General features: G+C 64.8%; 15 protein-coding genes. 10 read left to right on the forward strand and 5 right to left on the reverse strand.

Annotated features, from left to right (window positions below):
- Positions 1–65 precede the first annotated feature (65 nt).
- Positions 66–710 carry a GntR family transcriptional regulator gene (locus ACW5CM_RS02170; RefSeq protein ID WP_457124027.1) on the reverse strand — a complete coding sequence of 215 codons (645 nt, stop codon included), beginning with the start codon at positions 708–710 and terminating at the stop codon, positions 66–68.
- A gap of 143 nt (positions 711–853) precedes the next feature.
- Between ACW5CM_RS02170 and ACW5CM_RS02175 the strand changes: the two genes are divergently transcribed.
- The 4 genes from ACW5CM_RS02175 to ACW5CM_RS02190 are packed head-to-tail and all read left to right on the forward strand — an operon-like array spanning position 854 to position 5,404.
- Positions 854–2,254: an FAD-binding oxidoreductase gene (locus ACW5CM_RS02175; RefSeq protein WP_439255112.1), complete on the forward strand. Its 1,401-nt coding sequence runs from the start codon at positions 854–856 to the stop codon at positions 2,252–2,254.
- Positions 2,251–2,679: a GlcG/HbpS family heme-binding protein gene (locus tag ACW5CM_RS02180; protein ID WP_457124028.1), complete on the forward strand. Its 429-nt coding sequence runs from the start codon at positions 2,251–2,253 to the stop codon at positions 2,677–2,679. Before ACW5CM_RS02175 ends, ACW5CM_RS02180 begins: the two co-directional genes overlap by 4 nt.
- On the forward strand, positions 2,676–4,883 hold the full coding sequence (locus ACW5CM_RS02185) for a malate synthase G (RefSeq protein ID WP_457124029.1): 2,208 nt from the start codon (positions 2,676–2,678) through the stop codon (positions 4,881–4,883). Before ACW5CM_RS02180 ends, ACW5CM_RS02185 begins: the two co-directional genes overlap by 4 nt.
- On the forward strand, positions 4,880–5,404 hold the full coding sequence (locus ACW5CM_RS02190; RefSeq protein WP_457124030.1) for a hypothetical protein: 525 nt from the start codon (positions 4,880–4,882) through the stop codon (positions 5,402–5,404). Before ACW5CM_RS02185 ends, ACW5CM_RS02190 begins: the two co-directional genes overlap by 4 nt.
- A gap of 24 nt (positions 5,405–5,428) precedes the next feature.
- On the opposite strand, the gene ACW5CM_RS02195 is transcribed toward ACW5CM_RS02190, so the two are convergent.
- A complete protein-coding gene (locus ACW5CM_RS02195) occupies positions 5,429–6,445 on the reverse strand; it encodes a LacI family DNA-binding transcriptional regulator (protein ID WP_457124031.1) in 1,017 nt (338 codons plus the stop codon).
- A 133-nt stretch (positions 6,446–6,578) separates the two neighbouring features.
- Here ACW5CM_RS02195 and ACW5CM_RS02200 point away from each other — a divergent pair, with 133 nt between their 5' ends.
- The 5 genes from ACW5CM_RS02200 to ACW5CM_RS02220 all read left to right on the forward strand — a co-directional run bounded on the left by ACW5CM_RS02200 (position 6,579) and on the right by ACW5CM_RS02220 (position 11,553).
- The gene (locus ACW5CM_RS02200) at positions 6,579–7,277 is read left to right on the forward strand and encodes a GntR family transcriptional regulator (RefSeq protein ID WP_457124032.1); all 699 of its coding nucleotides are present in this window, start codon (positions 6,579–6,581) and stop codon (positions 7,275–7,277) included.
- A 118-nt stretch (positions 7,278–7,395) separates the two neighbouring features.
- Complete coding sequence (locus tag ACW5CM_RS02205; RefSeq protein ID WP_457124033.1) at positions 7,396–8,376, forward strand: sugar phosphate isomerase/epimerase family protein; 981 nt, start codon at positions 7,396–7,398, stop codon at positions 8,374–8,376.
- Entirely contained in the window at positions 8,373–10,139 is a 1,767-nt protein-coding gene (locus ACW5CM_RS02210) for a dihydroxyacetone kinase family protein (protein WP_457124034.1), read from the forward strand. Before ACW5CM_RS02205 ends, ACW5CM_RS02210 begins: the two co-directional genes overlap by 4 nt.
- The gene (locus ACW5CM_RS02215) at positions 10,136–10,603 is read left to right on the forward strand and encodes a ribose-5-phosphate isomerase (protein WP_438253977.1); all 468 of its coding nucleotides are present in this window, start codon (positions 10,136–10,138) and stop codon (positions 10,601–10,603) included. The genes ACW5CM_RS02210 and ACW5CM_RS02215 overlap by 4 nt, the downstream gene beginning before the upstream one ends.
- Complete coding sequence (locus ACW5CM_RS02220) at positions 10,600–11,553, forward strand: 3-hydroxyacyl-CoA dehydrogenase family protein (protein WP_457124035.1); 954 nt, start codon at positions 10,600–10,602, stop codon at positions 11,551–11,553. Before ACW5CM_RS02215 ends, ACW5CM_RS02220 begins: the two co-directional genes overlap by 4 nt.
- 93 nt (positions 11,554–11,646) lie before the next feature.
- Here the strand turns inward: ACW5CM_RS02220 and ACW5CM_RS02225 are convergent, their stop codons facing one another.
- The 3 genes from ACW5CM_RS02225 to ACW5CM_RS02235 form a co-directional block, all read right to left on the reverse strand.
- Complete coding sequence (locus ACW5CM_RS02225) at positions 11,647–12,981, reverse strand: ABC transporter substrate-binding protein (RefSeq protein ID WP_438253979.1); 1,335 nt, start codon at positions 12,979–12,981, stop codon at positions 11,647–11,649.
- A 66-nt stretch (positions 12,982–13,047) separates the two neighbouring features.
- Positions 13,048–13,941 carry a carbohydrate ABC transporter permease gene (locus tag ACW5CM_RS02230; RefSeq protein ID WP_438253980.1) on the reverse strand — a complete coding sequence of 298 codons (894 nt, stop codon included), beginning with the start codon at positions 13,939–13,941 and terminating at the stop codon, positions 13,048–13,050.
- On the reverse strand, positions 13,938–14,855 hold the full coding sequence (locus ACW5CM_RS02235; protein WP_438253981.1) for a carbohydrate ABC transporter permease: 918 nt from the start codon (positions 14,853–14,855) through the stop codon (positions 13,938–13,940). The genes ACW5CM_RS02230 and ACW5CM_RS02235 overlap by 4 nt, the downstream gene beginning before the upstream one ends.
- 145 nt (positions 14,856–15,000) lie before the next feature.
- On the opposite strand from ACW5CM_RS02235, the gene arfA reads away from it, so the two are divergent.
- Entirely contained in the window at positions 15,001–16,512 is a 1,512-nt protein-coding gene (gene arfA / locus ACW5CM_RS02240) for an arabinosylfuranosidase ArfA (RefSeq protein ID WP_457124036.1), read from the forward strand.
- Positions 16,513–16,559 lie beyond the last annotated feature (47 nt).

Below are 16,559 nucleotides of genomic sequence, written 5' to 3' on the forward strand. Positions count from 1 at the left end.
GTCCCTGCTAAGTCGGGCAGAGGATCACGGCGAGTCTAGTGGCACTCAGGCGGCTGTGGCACCTCTTACCGCCGATGCGCCCGATCGTGGATCGATCGCATGTGCTCCATGAGTCGCTCCGAGAACGCGGCGACGTCCCGTTGTGAGACGATCTCGGCGAGATCCGTGTGGTCGGTCACGATCGCCTGCATCCGCGTCTTGTCGTGCCAGACCGACCGCGTCGTCATGCGCCGAAGCCTGTCACGCAGACCGCGATAGATGTCGGCGAGGATGTCGTTGCCGCTGGAGTTCACGATCACGAGGTGGAACTCGGCATCCAGTGTCGTGAACGTCTCGATGTCGCCGGCATCCATCGCCACACGCATCTGCTCGGTGATGTCGAGTAGTTGGCGGCGCAGGGCCTGGGCGGCATCGGCGCTCGCCGCGATGGTGGTCATCGCGTGCGTCTCGATGAGTTGCCGCGCCTCGAGAACCTGTTCCTTCTCCTCCGGCTGAACGGGCACGACCAGCGCGCCGCGCTTCGGATAGAGCTTCAGCCACCCCTCGGCCTCGAGCCGCAGAAAAGCTTCGCGTACGGGTGTGCGGCTGAGGCCGGTTGCTTCAACGAACTGCCCCTCGGTGATCAGCTCACCGGAGCCGATCTGTCCGTCGAGGATGAGCTCACGAACATGTCGGTAGACCTGATCCGACGCAGACATCGGCTGGGACATCCGGACCTCCTTCGCCTCGGCCTCCAGATTATCGCGCAAAGCGGGCGTTGGGATTCATGTTGTATCTATCTTGCATCTATGACGTATCTAACGCTAGCCTCGGTTCGAACGGGCGCGAAGGCCCGGGAGCAGATGGAGACAATATGACAGCCGCAGCTCACCCGGTGATCCCAGAACTAGCGCAGGCGCTTCCTGCCGACGCGCTCATAACGGACCCGGCATCCATCGACGCCTACCGGTGGGATCGGGCCCTTGATCCGAACGCCGGCGTCCCGCTCGCCGTCGTGCGCCCGACTACGACCGAGCAGGTGCAGGAGGTCGTGCAGATCGCGGCCCGCAATCGCATCGCGATCGTGCCGCGCGGCGCCGGTTCAGGGCTCTCCGGCGGCAGCTCCGCCGTCGAAGGTGCGCTGATCGTCTCTCTCGATCGGATGCGACGGATCGAGGTCGACGCCGCAACCCGGATGGCCACAGTCCAGCCTGGGGCCTTCAACGCCGAGGTGAAGCAGGCCGCCGCAGCCCACGGCCTCTGGTACCCGCCGGACCCGTCCTCGTTCGAGTTCTGCTCGATCGGCGGCAACGTCGCAACCAACGCCGGCGGTCTCTGCTGCGTCAAATACGGCGTGACGACCGACTATGTGCTCGGCATGACGGTCGTCCTCGCCGATGGCCGCGCCGTGACCCTCGGCGGCCCCCGGCTGAAGGACGTCGCTGGGCTCTCCCTCGCCAAGCTGTTCGTCGGAAGCGAAGGGACGCTCGGCATCATCACCGAGATCATCCTCCGTCTGGTCCCCGCCCAGCGGCCCCCATCCACGGTCGTGGCCACCTTCCCGACACTGACGGGCGCGACCGACGCGGTGCTGGAGATCACGCGAACTATGCGCCCATCGATGCTGGAGCTCATGGATCGCATTTCGATCAATGCCGTCGAAGACGAGACGCGCATGGGGCTCGACCGGGAAGCCGCGGCGATGCTCATCATCCAATCCGACGAGTCACCGGCCGCGGCGAGTGAAGAGGTCGCACGGGTGGAGGCGATCTGCCAACAGTTCGGCGCGAGCGAGTGCTACATGACAGCGGATCCCGACGAGAGCGAGGCATTCGTCGTCGCCCGCCGAATGGCGATTCCGGCGATAGAGAAGAAGGGCAAGCTGCTGCTCGAAGACGTCGGCGTTCCGCTCCCGCGCCTCGGTGATCTGGTCGCCGGGCTCGAGCAGATCTCTGCCGCGCGTGAGGTTCTGATCGCCGTCATCGCGCACGCGGGCGATGGCAACACGCATCCGCTCATCGTGTTCGACCCGAACGATCTCGACCAGCAGGCCCGCGCCGAAGCAGCCTACGGAGAGGTCATCGACCTTGCGATCTCACTCGGCGGCACCATCACCGGCGAGCACGGGGTCGGCCGGCTCAAGCAGCCGTGGCTGCCGGCGTACCTCGGCCCGGACGTTCTCGAACTCAACATTCGCATCAAGAACGCCCTTGACCCTCAGAACATCTTCAACCCCGGCGCCGTATTCGGACCCTTGGGAGAGGCAGCCTCATGACCACGCACACATCCATCCAGGCCGTCACCTATGCCACCGCAGCCCGCGCGATCGAGCTCGGAATGCAGATTGCGACCGCCGCGGGCGTGCGTGCGGTGATCACCGTCGCCGACCCCGCCATGGCAATGGTCGCCTTCGGCCGCGCCGATGGCGCCACACCGCACAGCGTTGAGACGAGTCGCCGAAAGGCGGCAACCGCCGCGTCGACCCGCAAGCCCACCGTTGCGATCGCACCCGAGTTCGCCGTCGCGCTCGAGCACGGCACCGGCGGACTGCTCACCAGCGTTGCCGGTGGCGTTCCCCTCTCGTTCGCCGGTGTGCACATTGGTGGAATCGGCATCGCGGGTGGGCGTCCGGACCAGGACGCTGAGATCGCGCTTGCTCTGCTCGCCGAACTCGGTGCCGACGTGGAGGTCGCCCGATGAACGCGCAGCGGGTGGACCGGTCTGGCCTTCAGGTGATGCTGCCGCTGGCGGAATTCGTCGAGAGGGAGGCGCTTCCGGCATCCGGAATCGACGCGGGCGCGTTCTGGGCGGGCGTGGCCGACATCATCCGCGATCTTGCTCCCGTCAATCGCGAGCTTCTCGACGTTCGTGACCGGATGCAGCAGAGCCTCGATGCGTATCACTTGGCGAACCCCGGACAACCGGATGCTGCCGACTATCGCCGCCACCTGGAAGAGATCGGGTATCTGCTGCCGGCTCCGGCATCCGTCACGGTCGTCACCGAGGGCGTCGATGCGGAGATCGCGCAGATCGCAGGCCCCCAACTCGTGGTGCCGCTGCTCAACGCACGATTCGCGATCAACGCCGCCAACGCGCGGTGGGGTTCGCTCTACGACGCGCTCTACGGCACAGATGTGATCTCTGCCGATGGTGATCTCGCACCAGGAAGCGGCTACAACCCCGCCCGCGGCGCAGCGGCAATTCAGCGCGGGCGCGAGCTGCTCGATCAGGTCGCACCGCTCGAGCGCGGATCGCACCGCGATGCCACGGGGTACCGGGTCGAAGACGGAGCGCTGCGGGTGCAGCTCGCGTCCGCAGGCGCCGTCGCTCTTGCCGATCCGGACGGATTCGTCGGCTTCACCGGCGACCCGGCAGATCCAGCATCGGTCGTTCTCGTCCATCACGGATTGCACGTCGAGATCGTGCGCGACCGCGAGAGTGCGATCGGCAGCTCTGACCCGGCCGCGATCGCTGACATCGCGATCGAATCGGCCACGACGACGATCATGGACCTCGAAGACTCGGTCGCGGCAGTGGATGCCGAAGACAAGGTGCTGGGCTACCGCAACTGGCATGCGCTGATGCGCGGTGACCTCACCGCCGAAGTGGCCAAGGACGGATCGACGTTCCTGCGGACGATGAATCCCGATCGCACGTTCACCACTCCCGATGGCGGCAGTGTGTCGCTGTCGGGGCGTTCCTTGCTGCTTGTGCGCAACGTCGGTCACCTGATGACTACCGATGCGGTTCTTGATGCGTCGGGCGCTGAGATACCCGAGGGCATCCTCGACGCGGTCATGACGGTCCTCGGCTCGGTCGCCGACCTGCGGGGGGATGCCGTGGGCGGAAACTCTCGCACCGGATCTGTCTACGTCGTCAAGCCGAAGATGCATGGACCAGAAGAGGTGGCGTTCGCCGTCTCGCTCTTCGAACGGGTCGAGAAGCTGCTGGATCTGCCGCACGCGAGCGTGAAACTCGGCATCATGGACGAGGAACGCCGAACGACCGTCAACCTCGTCGCCTGCATTGAGGCTGCGCGCGAGCGCGTCGCCTTCATCAACACCGGCTTCCTCGATCGCACCGGCGATGAGCTGCACACCTCCATGAACGCGGGCGTCATGGTCCCGAAGGCCGCCATGCGCGATGAAGCATGGCTGGCAGCATACGAGCGCTCCAACGTCGACGTCGGCACGGCCTCTGGCCTGCGCGGACGCGGTCAGATCGGCAAGGGGATGTGGGCGATGCCCGACCTCATGCGCGACATGCTCGAACAGAAGGCGTCGCAGCTGCGGGCCGGAGCGACGACGGCGTGGGTACCGTCGCCTACCGCGGCAACCCTGCATGCGCTGCACTATCACGAGGTCGACACAGCCGCGGTGGCCGCCGAGCTAGCGGAACGTCCGGCACAGTCCATCGACGAGATCCTCCACATTCCGCTGGTGGACGGTTCGCTTTCACCGGAGACGATCGAGGTTGAGCTCGACAATAACGTGCAGTCAATCCTCGGCTACGTCGTGCGCTGGATCGATCAGGGCATCGGGTGCTCGAAGGTTCCCGACATCCATGGCGTCGCACTGATGGAGGATCGCGCCACACTGCGTATCTCCAGCCAACTGCTGGCGAACTGGCTGGTGCACGGCGTGATCGACGTCGACGACATCGACCAGAGCCTGCACCGGATGGCACCTGTCGTTGACCAGCAGAACGCGGATGACCTGCTGTACGAGCCGTTGGTCGGAGCGTACGGGCCGGGGCTCGCCTTCGATGCGGCCCGACGACTGATCATCGAGGGCGCCCGCCAGCCCAATGGTTATACCGAGCCGCTCCTGCACCGACTGCGGCGTGAGAAGAAGGCAGGCGTGGAGTCATCGCAGCACGCGGACTCTGCCAAAATAGGCGGATGACGAGGACGAAGACCCTGGTGCCGCTGATCGGAATGCTCGTCCTGGGAGCAGCGCTGATCAGCGGATGCGCACCGGTGCCAGCCATTGAGGATTCGGCGCCGCCGGCGGAGGCGGTTTCGGAATCGCCGACACCAACCGCCGCGCCGTCGCACCCGACGACATCTTCCCCCGACACGGATGCGACAACGAGCTTCCTCGCGTGGCTCGATGCTTCGCGCGTTCCCGACCTCGATGCTGCGTGCGCGCCGCTGTCGCCCGAGCTCGTCGCTCGGATGCTCGCGGAAATGCAGCGCGACGGTTTCCCTGAGGTCTCCACGTGCGAGGAGATGATCACTGTCGCTGCAGAGCTGTATCGCGCGTTCGATCAGAGTGCTGAGGTGACCATCGACGTGCAATCCGAGACGGCGAGCGACGCCGTTTTGTTCGTCACCTACCTCGCCAGCGGGGATTGCGGGACAGTCGTCATGGAGCGTCCGGCATCCGAGTGGGTCATCACCGAGCAGACCGAAGAGTGCGCCTGATCTGCTGCGCGCGCGGCTGAGCTTCTATCCAGTCCCCGGGAAGCCGGTGGATTCGCGACGGACGATGCGGAAGTCGGGCTTGACGGTGCGAGGAGGGCGTCGAGATCCCTTCTCGGCGATGCGTTCGATGAGCAGATCCACCGCGGTAGCCGCGATCTGCTCACTGCCCACGTCCACGCTTGACATGGACGGGAGGGAGAACCTGGCCTCATCGATATTGTCGAAGCCGATGACCGCGACATCCTCGGGGATACGGAGTCGCGCCTCGCCGAGCGCTCGGAGCGCGCCCAGCCCCAACGTGTCGTTGAGGGCGAAGACCGCGTCGAACGCTGTGCCCTCTTCGATCAGTTCACGGATCATGGAAGCTCCGGCGGAGTGGTTCCAGTGCGGGCTGCTGCGGATCAGAGACTGATCGACCTCAATGCCGGCGCCCTCGAGCGCAAGGACGTAACCGTCCAGGCGCAGACTCGCCGAGCTGACCTCGTCGCCGCGCTCCACCTCAGCACCGATAACGGCGATTCTGCGGCGTCCGATGTCGAGGAGATGCTCCACCGCGGCGCGCGCCGACGACGTGTTGTGCATGGCGACATGGTCTGTCGGGCCGTTGAAGATCCGCTCTCCCAGCAGAACCAGCGGAAAATCGGTGCTCAGCGATTTCACGTCATTCTGGCCCAGGGTGAACGGGCTGAACAGCAGGCCGTCCGTCAGGCGCAGACGCCCGCCTGCGACGACTTGCAGCTCGCGCTCGCGATCACCACTGGTCTGTTCAACAACAACGCCGAGGCCCCGGGCATCCGCGGCCCGAATGATCGCGTCCGCGAGCTCGGCGAAATAGTTCTCCCGAAGTGCGGGCACCGCGAGGCCGATGACGCCGGTTCGTCCCGAGCGAAGCCCTCGGGCTGAGAGGTTCGGGCGATAGTCCAGCTCGGCGATGGCCGCGAGTACTCGATCGCGCGTATCGGGACGGACATGCGGATGATCGTTGATGACGTTCGATACGGTCTTGATCGAAACGCTCGCCAGGCGCGCGACGTCATGCATCGTCGAGCCCATTAAGTCACCCATCGTCCTGCCCCGCGCTCGGTGCGTCGCGTTCCCCATACTTTAGCTGGCACCTGCTCCCGCGCCCCGCCATGCCACCGCGCCCCTGTCGCGCGCCGCGTATGATGGCGCAATGCCGACCGAGCTTTCTCGACCTGATCGGCCAGCGCGGATCAGTCCTCGGCTGGTGGTGGATGACGTCCACGATCAACTGCTGCGTCTCATCATCGACGGGCATATGGAGCCAGAATCGCCGTTGAGCATTGACGCGCTGGCTCGTGATTTCGGTGTCTCCAGCAGCCCGGTTCGCGAGGCGCTGGCCCGTCTGGAATCGACCGGCCTCATTCAACGACTCGCATTGCGCGGATACCGTGTCGCGCCGGCCCTTGAGTCGAATGAGCTCGCCGAGCTCATGGATGCGCGCCTGTTTCTGGAACCGGCCGCCGCGGCGGCAACTGCTGAACGGGAAGGGCGCGCACCGCTGCTCGAGCAGCTTGACGCGACGCTGAGCACGCTAGCCGCAGATCAAGCGGGCGAGCAGTTCGAATCCTTCCGTGCGTACTACGAAGCGGACCGTGAGTTCCACCGGGCCATCGTTGCGGGAACCGACAATCGTTTCCTGCTGCATGCCTACGACGCCCTGGGGGGACACGTCCAGCGTTTCCGCCTCTTCTCCGGCAGGGGCGTCACCGACGCCGATGCGACAGTGGCTGAGCATCGTGCGATCAGGGACGCGATCGCCGCGGGCGACTCCGCCGCTGCCGAGGCGGCCATGCGCGCGCATCTCACCGGTGTTCGCGAGCGCTCGCTCGCCGAAATCGCTGTGGACTGACCGCGCCGCCGCCTGACCGACTCTCGTTCGCTTCGCTCGGGCTGAGACTCGTGCACCCCATTCGTGAACGTTTTTCGTGTATCGTGCACGATACCGGATTCGATGGAGTTGATGGACGATGGCATTCACTGCCGACACCTGGCCGATCGCGGCGGCAATGCTGCCGTTTCCCACGAGCATGCCTCCGGGAGGAAATGACGACCCGCTTCGTGCCGAGTGGTCGCGCGCGCTCGGCGAAGTGGCGGATGCCGGATTCGACAGTGTCGATCTGACTGACTCCTGGGTGCGCTGTGGCGATCTTGGGCCCGCGCATCTCGCCCTGCTTCAGGAAGTTCTCGACGAGCACGACCTGCGTGCGATCTCGCTGTCGGCCATCCGTCGTTCCGTGATCGATGCGGCGCACGGCGACGATAACCTCGCCTACAGCCACCGCACGCTGGAGGCCGCGGCGCAGCTCGGCATCGGGGTGGTTTCCTTCGGCCTGCATCAAGCCTTGACCGACGAGCAGCGCCGGGCGCTGTGGTTCTGGACGGCGCGCGGTCATGAGGATCGGATCGACGACGTAGAGGCCCGGGCACTCGCCGTGCGACGATTCCGGGAGCTCGGCGCGCATGCCGAGGAACTGGGGCTGCTTGTCTCGCTGGAGATGTACGAGCACACCTATCTCGGTACGGCTGCTTCGGCGGTGCGTCTCGTGGAGGAGATCGACAACCGTGCGGTCGGGCTCAATCCCGACATCGGCAATCTGATCCGCCTGCACGAACCCATCGAGGACTGGCGGGAGATGCTCACCGCGACGCTGCCCTATACGAACTTCTGGCACGTCAAGAACTACCTGCGCGATGAGGACCCCGCCTCGGGCGTCGTGACGACATTTCCGGCCTCGCTGGAATCGGGGCTGATCGACTACCGCTGGGCGATGCGCGAAGCGGTCGCCGCCGGATTTCAGGGCATCATCTGCGTCGAGCACTACGGCGGTGACGGATTGAGCGTCAGTGCGACGAATCGCGAATATCTGCGCAGCAGGGCTCTGCCCAGACGTGAGTATGCGCTGGGGAGCAGCCGCGTGGAACAGCAGACGGACCAGGTGCGCCGATGACGAAGATCATCACAGACCCGGATGTCTTCGTCGCTGAGTCCCTCGACGGGCTCGTGTTGGCGCATTCCGATATCCTCCGGCGCGTGGACGGCGGCGTCGCGCGTGCCCAGGCTCTTCCTGCTGGACAGGTCGCGGTCGTTGTTGGCGGCGGCTCCGGTCACTATCCCGGCTTCGCCGGGGCGGTGGGTGAGGGGTTCGCCGCTGCAGCGGTGTGCGGCAACATCTTCTCCTCGCCGTCCACAGCGCAGGCCATCCGCGTGGCGGACGAGGTGGAGGCCGGCGGCGGCATCCTCTTCTCTTATGGGAACTACGCCGGCGACGTGATCCACTTCGGCGAGGCCGAACGCCGGCTCCGCACCCGGGGCGTGGACGTGCGCACCGTGCTGGTGACGGACGACATCGCGAGCGCACCGGCGGAGCACGCCGATCAGCGGCGGGGCATCGCTGGAGATCTCTGCGTCTTCCGCATCGCCGGGGCATCCGCATCCCGAGGCGATGCGATCGACGAGGTCGAGCGCCTCGCTCTGGCGGCGAACGCGAGAACGCGGACGCTGGGCGTCGCGTTCTCCGGGTGCACCCTGCCCGGAGCCACCGAGCCGCTGTTCCGGGTACCGGAGGGGATGATGTCCATCGGTCTCGGCATCCATGGTGAACCGGGCATCCGTGACGTCCCCCTCGAGACCGCCGATCGCCTCGCTCTGACGTTGCTGCACCCCCTTCTCGAAGAGCGACCGCACGGCGCCTCGGATCGCGTGGCGCTCCTGGTGAACGGCCTCGGGGCGGTGACGCAGGAGGAATTGTTCGTCCTCTTCCGGCACGTATATGAGGAACTCGTCCGTCACGGTCTCACGGTGGTGGCGCCGCTGTGCGGCGACCTGGTGACGAGTCTGGACATGGGCGGTGTCTCGGTCACGCTGATGTGGCTGAACGATGAGCTCGAAGAACTCTGGTGCAGTCCAGCACGAACTACCGCGCTCGTTCGCGGCAATCCGGTGCGGCAGGCCGCCGTGTACCCCGACGTGCAGGAAAACGGGCGCCAGGCGCCCACGGGGAGCCGGGCACTCGCGGGGAGAGCTGCCGAACAGTCAGCCCCGCGGCGCTCGGCGAGCGCGGAGTCGGTGCACGCGGCGACGGTCGCGCGGGATTTGCTCGGCGCTGCGAGGGACGCGATCGCCGTCGAGGCCGATGCATTGGGCGCACTCGATGCCATCGCCGGCGACGGCGATCACGGAGTCGGGATGCTGAGAGGGCTGGAAGCGACGTGCACCGCAGCCGAGCGGGTCGTGCCGGAAGCGGGCATCGGCGAACTGCTGGAGGCCGCCGGCGACGCCTGGGCCGATCGGGCCGGCGGTACTTCCGGTGCTCTCTGGGGAGCGGCGCTCGCCGAGTTCGGTGCTGTGCTCGAGCGCTCCCCGACCATCGATGGCGCAGCTGTCGCAGAAGCCGTGATGCGGGCACGCGAACGCCTGGTCCAACTCGGCGGCGCGGAACTGGGCGACAAGACGATGCTCGATGCCCTGCTGCCCTTCGAACAGACGCTGAAAAGCGCGATCGAGTCGGGCGCCGATCTCATCGACGCGCTGGCGGCCGGAGCGTTGGAGGTCGAACGTGCGGCCGACGCTACCGCGGCCCTTTCCCCGAAGCGCGGCCGCGCGCGTCCCCTCGCCGAGCGCAGCATCGGGCACCCCGATCCGGGGGCGGTCTCGTTCGCAGTAATCGTGCGCACGGCGCATTCCGCGATGGTTGAAAGGAACCGGACATGAACAGATGGCGCATCATCATCGGCGCGGATGACGCCGGCTACGTGCTCAAGCAGATGCTGCGGGAGATGCTCGAGGCTGACGAGCGCGTCGAGTCGATCATCGACATTGGCGTGGATGCTTCGGGCACCACCCCCTATCCGCGCATCGCCGCCGAAGCCGCTCGCCGCGTCGTTGACGCCGAGGCAGATCGGGCGCTGCTGGTCTGCGGCACGGGGCTGGGCATGGCGATCACTGCCAACAAGGTCGCCGGAATCCGGGCCGTCACCGCTCACGATGCCTATTCGGTGGAACGCTCCGTACTCAGCAACAACGCTCAGGTTCTGACGTTGGGGGCACGTGTCATCGGCGCGGAACTGGCCAAGAAGCTCATCGACGAGTGGCTGGATCTCCGGTTCGATCCGGAATCCGGCTCAGCGGCGAAAGTGGCACTCATCAGCGATATCGAGAAAGAGGAAGCAGAATGAGTGAACGTGTTGCCGTCGTCGGCTCGGGATATATGGGTGGTGGTATCGCCCAAGTGATCGCGCTCTCCGGTCGAGATGTGGTGCTCGCGGATGTGTCCGCGGAGCAGGCAGCCCGCAGCCACGAGCGGATCGTGCGCGAGGCGGAGAAGTTCGAACACGAGGGACTGTTCCCTGTCGGAGCGGCAGAGATCATCGCGCAGCGCGTGCGGCCGGCAGCATCCATCGAGGAGGCCGTCGCCAATGCCGACCTGATCGAGGAGGCTGTGCCGGAGGTTCTCGAGATCAAGCATGAGACTCTGCGCCGCATCAGTACGGTCGCGTCGCCCGACGCCCTGATCGGGAGCAACACCTCGACGATCTCGATCGCCGCCCTCGCGGAAGCCGTCGTGCTGCCAGAGCGTTTTCTCGGCATCCATTTCAGCAATCCCGCCACCTTCATTCCGGGGGTGGAGGTCATCCCGCATGCGGGGACCGATCGTTCGCGAGTGGATCAGGCCATCACCGTGCTCGAGGAGTGTGGCAAACAGGGTGTCGAGGTCCCCGACGTCACCGGTTTCGTGCTCAACCGGCTGCAGTACGCGCTGTTCACCGAAGCGGCGCGCCTCGTGGAGGAGCAGGTCGCATCCCCCGAGGCGATCGATACCATCGCGCGGACGACGTTCGGCTACCGGCTGCCGTTCTTCGGCCCATTCGCGATCGCAGACATCGCCGGGCTCGACGTCTACGAGTTCTGCTACGGCTCGCTCGGTAGTGCATACCCGGATCGGTTCGCCGAGCCGGAGGTGCTGCGCACGCGGGTCGCCCAGGGTGATCTCGGTGTGAAGAGTGGGCGTGGGTTCCTCGCAACTCCGCCCGAGCGCTCTGCCGAGCTGGTCGCCTATCGGGACCGGGCTTATGCCGCCATGGCGGAGCTGCTGGAGCGGCTCGGACCGGCCCCCGTGGACTACTGAAGCAGAGTCGACTACTGAAGCGGAGTCGACTACTGAAGCGGAGAACGTTGAGGGCCTGAGCCCGGTGCAATACCGGACTCAGGCCCTTTGGGGTTACTGGCCCAGCTCGTTCAGCACGGTTTCCTGCGCCTGCTCGAGGGCTTCTTCAGCTGGGGTGCCGCTCTCATAGATCTCGTTGAGAGTGACCGTCCGGAACTGATTGTCCACGGTGGGCAGGTTCTCGTTGGAGAACGACTGGAAGTGGCCGATGCCGTCCTTCACCGAGTTCAGCACGTCGAACAGGTTCGTCTGGAAGTACTGGTTGAACTTGTTGTCGGGGTTGTGCGTGACCGCTTCGTCCTCCCAGACCGACATGTTGACCGGATCGAAGCCGAGAACCTCCCACACGGCCACGTTGGCGTCGAGGGACAGCTTCGTGAAGGCGAGGAACTCGCTGGCGAGTTCCTTGTTCTCGCTTGCCGCCATCACCGAGGTGCCGGTGCCGCCGCCACCGATCGTGAGGACTTCGGCGCCCTCGATCTGCGGTGCGGGAGCGATCGCGATCTTGCCGGCCAGCTCGGGCATGTAGTCGACATAGCGCGAGGTGTACCACGCCGGGTAGACGATGGCCGCGTAGTCGCCGTTGTTGATAGCGCCGAAGGCCTCCTCGCTGTCCGGGCTGCCGCCGGGGATCGTCGAGATCGCGCCCGATTCCTTCATGTCCTGGAACATCTGCATCGTCTCGACGACCTCGGGGCTGGTCAGCGCGGGTGCGCCGAGCCCGTCATCGTCGAAGAGCTGTCCGCCGTTCTGAGCGATCGCCAGTGGCTCGGTGAAGTAGACGCCCGTGCTTGCAACGCTGAAGGCCTTGTCCGTCGCCTGGTTGTACTCGGTTCCAGCTGCGGCGAAGTCATCCCAGGTCTTGATCGTCGTGTAGTCGATGCCGGCGCTGTCGAGCAGTTCGGTGTTGTAGAACGCGACGAAGGCGCCGACGTGCGTCGGGTAGCCATAGATCTTGCCGTCTCGGCTGTACAGATCGAGCCGGGCCTGCACCACGTCATCGGCGTAGGGTGCGGCGGCCTCGGTCAGATCGGCGAGCGGCGGGTTGCTGCCCTTGACGAAGTTCGCGAACTTGCCGACTTCGATGTCGGCGAGATCGGGCAGTCCCTGGTTCGAGTTCACCGCGAGCAGGAGCTTGTCGTGCATGTCCTGGTACGGGTAGACCGTGAGGTTGAGATCGATCGCCTTATCGGGGTTCTCCTCGTTCCACTTCTCGGCCATCTCCTCGTAGACCTGGCCGTGGAGTTCGGCGAACACCCACATGTCTAGTGTGGTGGTGCCGTCGGCGCCTTCGCCGCCGCCCGATTGGTCGTCGCTCGTGCAGCTGGATAGAGCTCCGACTGCCAGCCCCGCCGCGATCGTTGCGGTCAGAATCCTTCGGATTCGCATGATATTGCTCCTGACTGTGTGTGTTGGGGTACTGCGGATAAAGGGGGAGGAAGGATGCTGCTGAGATCAGCCCTTCACCGAGCCAGCAGTCATGCCTGCCACGAAGAAGCGCTGGAAGGCGAGGAAGAGGATCAGGATCGGGATGAGGGAGAAGAACGAGCCGATGATCAGCAGCTCGTAGTTGTTTCCGTGCGGGGTCAGCAGGGTGTTGAGGCCAATGGGAAGCAGGAACTTCTCGGGCGAGCGCAGCACGAGAAGCGGCCAGAGGAAGTTGTTCCAGATGGTCATGCCGTTCAGGATCGCCATGGCGGCGAAAGCGGGCTTGGCGATGGGGACGATGAGACGGAAGAAGATGCCGAACTCCGAGACGCCGTCCACGCGACCGGCCTCGAGGATCTCCTTGGGCACACCCAGGAAGTACTGGCGGAAGAAGAAGATCGTCACCGCCTGCGCGAGGAACGGCAGCACGACGATCCAATACTGGTCCGCTGCGCCGATGTCATTGACCTGCACGTAGAGCGGCAGCATGAGCATCTCGAAGGGGATGGTCATCAGGATGATCACGAGGATGAAACCCAGGCTCTTGCCGCGGAACTCGTACATCGCGAATCCATAGGCGACGAACGAACTCACCAGCAGCGTGCCGGCCACCTGGATGACGGTCAGCACCAGGCTGTTCCAGAACCACTGGAAGTACATCCCGGAGTCTGTGAAGAGCATCGTGTAGTTATCGAGGCTCAGTTCGGAGAAGTCGATCGAGAACGAGATGCCGTTGCGGATGACATCGTTGCCGTCCTGGAAGGTGCCGACGAAAATCCCGAGCACGGGCACCAGCGAGATCAGTGCGATCACGATCAGGAAGGCGCTCTGGATGAGCGTGGCCGTCCTGCGGGTCATGCGTGGCCGCGAGGCGTTGGCGCTGGAGGTGCGATCGGATCTCGTCGCTGTCTGCTGAGTCATCGCGTCGATTCCTTCTTGAACGTTCCCGTGGCGGTGAGCTGAGTGAGGTTGATCGCCAGGACCAGCACCAGGAGTACGACACCGACAGCGGAAGCGAAGCCGAGGTCGTTCTCCTGGATGCCCTTTCGGTAGAGGTAGCCGACGATTGTGAGGCCCTGATTGTTCGGGGAGTTGTTGCCGGCGTAGAGCATGAAACTCTCCAGGAACATCGCCAGCCCTCCGTACACGCTGATGGTGGTGACGTAGACGATCGTGGGCTTGAGGCCCGGAAGCGTCACGTGGAAGAACTGCTGGATCTTGCTGGCACCGTCGATCGATGCTGCTTCGTAGTAGTCGGTGGGGATGGCCTGCATTCCAGCGAGGAAGTACATCGTGTTGACGCCCGCCCAGCGCCACAGGGCAAGAAGTAGCAGCGCAGCTAAGCCGGTGAGGTCCTCCCGGAGCCAGCGCACCGGGCCGAACCCGAGGAACTCGACGATCTGGTTCATCAGTCCCGAGTCGGTCTCAGCGAACATCAGCCGGAACACGATGCCGGCCACGACCACCGATGTCAGAGCCGGCACGAACAGTGACGACTTGAAGAAGTTCTTGATCCGGCCGTTACCCACCCGGGAGTTGATGACGGCTGCGAGCATCATCGGGATCGGAACGAGGATCACGAGTGTCAGCACCATGTAGCGGATGCTGTTAAACATGGCCTTCCAGAAGACCTGGTCGCGCCAGAGCCGGTCGTAGTTCGCGGTGCCGATGAATGTCGCCTGCCCGTACAGGACTTCCTGGAAGCTCATGATCACCGATCGTCCGACCGGAACCAGCCAGAAAATGAGCAGCGTCAACAGGAACGGCAGGATGAAGAGGTACGGCGCGAGCCGCTGGCTGTAGAGCAGCTTCTTCATGCGATTTGTCTCGGTCATGGCAGTTTCTTCCTCGAACTATGCCTCTGGGACTGCAGTTGTCCGCCCCTCGGTTGAGAAGGCTATACTCCGGAGAGAGAATTTACAACGTTGTATTCCAACGTTGTATTTCAACGTTGTACTTCAGGAGCCAGAGGAGCAGAGCATGCCGGCAGCGCATCTGACCATCGACCCGCACTTCGTCACGGGACGCATTCACCGCAGGTTGTTCGGCGGCTTCGTCGAGCACCTCGGTCGGCACGTCTACGACGGCATCTACGAACCGGGTCACGAGACGGCGGATGCCGAGGGCTTCCGGCAGGACGTGATCGCGCTCGTCCGCGAACTCGGAGTCTCCACGATCCGCTACCCGGGTGGAAACTTCGTCTCCGGGTTCCGCTGGGAAGACTCAGTCGGGCCGCGGGAGCAGCGTCCGCGCCGACTGGATCTGGCCTGGCACTCCACTGAGACGAACGAGGTCGGACTGCATGAGTTCTCCTCGTGGCTGGAGAAGGTGGGCAGCGACCTCATGCTCGCGGTCAACCTGGGTACGCGGGGCACGCTGGAGGCACTCGACCTGCTCGAATACACCAATATTCCCGGGGGCACTGAGCTCAGTGAGCGTCGCCGGGCCAATGGACGTGACAAGCCCTTCGCCGTGGAGATGTGGTGCCTCGGCAATGAGATGGACGGGCCCTGGCAGCTGGGGCACCGTTCGGCCGACGACTACGGCAAGCTCGCCGCGCAGACGGCGAAGGGGATGCGTCAGATCGACCCCGACGTCACTCTCGTGGTGTGTGGTTCCTCCGGAGCTCACATGCCGACCTTCGGTGAGTGGGAGCGCGTGGTGCTCAGCCACACCTACGACGATGTCGACTACATCTCCTGCCACGCGTACTACGAAGAGAAGGACGGCGATATCGACTCCTTCCTCGCCTCGGGCGTCGATATGGATCGCTTCATCGAATCGGTCGTCGCGACAGCCGATCACGTCGGTGCTGTGCGCGGCAGCTCGAAGCGGATCGACATCTCCTTCGACGAGTGGAACGTCTGGTACATCGACCGCTACCACGGTGTCGACAAGATCACGGGAATCGAGAACTGGCCGGTGGCGCCGCGGATCCTCGAGGACAGCTACTCGGTGCTGGATGCCGTCGTCTTCGGTGGTCTGATGATCTCGCTGCTCAAGCACGCCGATCGTGTCACCAGCGCCTCGCTTGCTCAGCTCGTGAATGTGATCGCGCCGATCATGACCGAACCGGGTGGTCCCGCTTGGCGGCAGGCCACGTTCTTCCCGTTCTCGATCACCTCGCGCCTGGCGCAGGGCGAATCGCTCGAGCTCAAGCTCGACTCGCCGACGTACGAGACAGCGCGTTTCGGCGAGGTTCCGCTGGTAGATGCCGTGGCAACCCACGATGCCGAGGCCGGTTGCTCCGCGGTGTTCCTCGTGAACCGCAGCACGACGGATCCGATCACGGTCACAGTCGATGTCGCCCGGCTCGGCGACGTCTCGGTGCTCGAGGCTCACACTCTGAGCGACTCCCACATCTACGCCAAGAACACCCTCGAGGAGCGTGATCGCGTCACTCCGCACGCGAATGACACCGCATCGCTCGCAGCCGGTGTCCTCACGGTCGTTCTTCCTCCCGTCTCGTGGAGCGCGATCGCGCTGGGGTGAGCTAGGCCCCTGTTCGGGGGTTCGTTCGACAAGCGCAAGTTGCTGCA

This window comes from Microbacterium wangyouchuni (genome assembly GCF_054072595.1).

Coding starts and splice junctions, on each gene's coding strand:
- ACW5CM_RS02170 (WP_457124027.1), bottom strand. CDS start 710: ATGTCCCAGCCGATGTCTGCGTCGGATCAGGTCTACCGACATGTTCGT.
- ACW5CM_RS02175 (WP_439255112.1), top strand. CDS start 854: ATGACAGCCGCAGCTCACCCGGTGATCCCAGAACTAGCGCAGGCGCTT.
- ACW5CM_RS02180 (WP_457124028.1), top strand. CDS start 2,251: ATGACCACGCACACATCCATCCAGGCCGTCACCTATGCCACCGCAGCC.
- ACW5CM_RS02185 (WP_457124029.1), top strand. CDS start 2,676: ATGAACGCGCAGCGGGTGGACCGGTCTGGCCTTCAGGTGATGCTGCCG.
- ACW5CM_RS02190 (WP_457124030.1), top strand. CDS start 4,880: ATGACGAGGACGAAGACCCTGGTGCCGCTGATCGGAATGCTCGTCCTG.
- ACW5CM_RS02195 (WP_457124031.1), bottom strand. CDS start 6,445: ATGCATGACGTCGCGCGCCTGGCGAGCGTTTCGATCAAGACCGTATCG.
- ACW5CM_RS02200 (WP_457124032.1), top strand. CDS start 6,579: ATGCCGACCGAGCTTTCTCGACCTGATCGGCCAGCGCGGATCAGTCCT.
- ACW5CM_RS02205 (WP_457124033.1), top strand. CDS start 7,396: ATGGCATTCACTGCCGACACCTGGCCGATCGCGGCGGCAATGCTGCCG.
- ACW5CM_RS02210 (WP_457124034.1), top strand. CDS start 8,373: ATGACGAAGATCATCACAGACCCGGATGTCTTCGTCGCTGAGTCCCTC.
- ACW5CM_RS02215 (WP_438253977.1), top strand. CDS start 10,136: ATGAACAGATGGCGCATCATCATCGGCGCGGATGACGCCGGCTACGTG.
- ACW5CM_RS02220 (WP_457124035.1), top strand. CDS start 10,600: ATGAGTGAACGTGTTGCCGTCGTCGGCTCGGGATATATGGGTGGTGGT.
- ACW5CM_RS02225 (WP_438253979.1), bottom strand. CDS start 12,981: ATGCGAATCCGAAGGATTCTGACCGCAACGATCGCGGCGGGGCTGGCA.
- ACW5CM_RS02230 (WP_438253980.1), bottom strand. CDS start 13,941: ATGACTCAGCAGACAGCGACGAGATCCGATCGCACCTCCAGCGCCAAC.
- ACW5CM_RS02235 (WP_438253981.1), bottom strand. CDS start 14,855: ATGACCGAGACAAATCGCATGAAGAAGCTGCTCTACAGCCAGCGGCTC.
- arfA (WP_457124036.1), top strand. CDS start 15,001: ATGCCGGCAGCGCATCTGACCATCGACCCGCACTTCGTCACGGGACGC.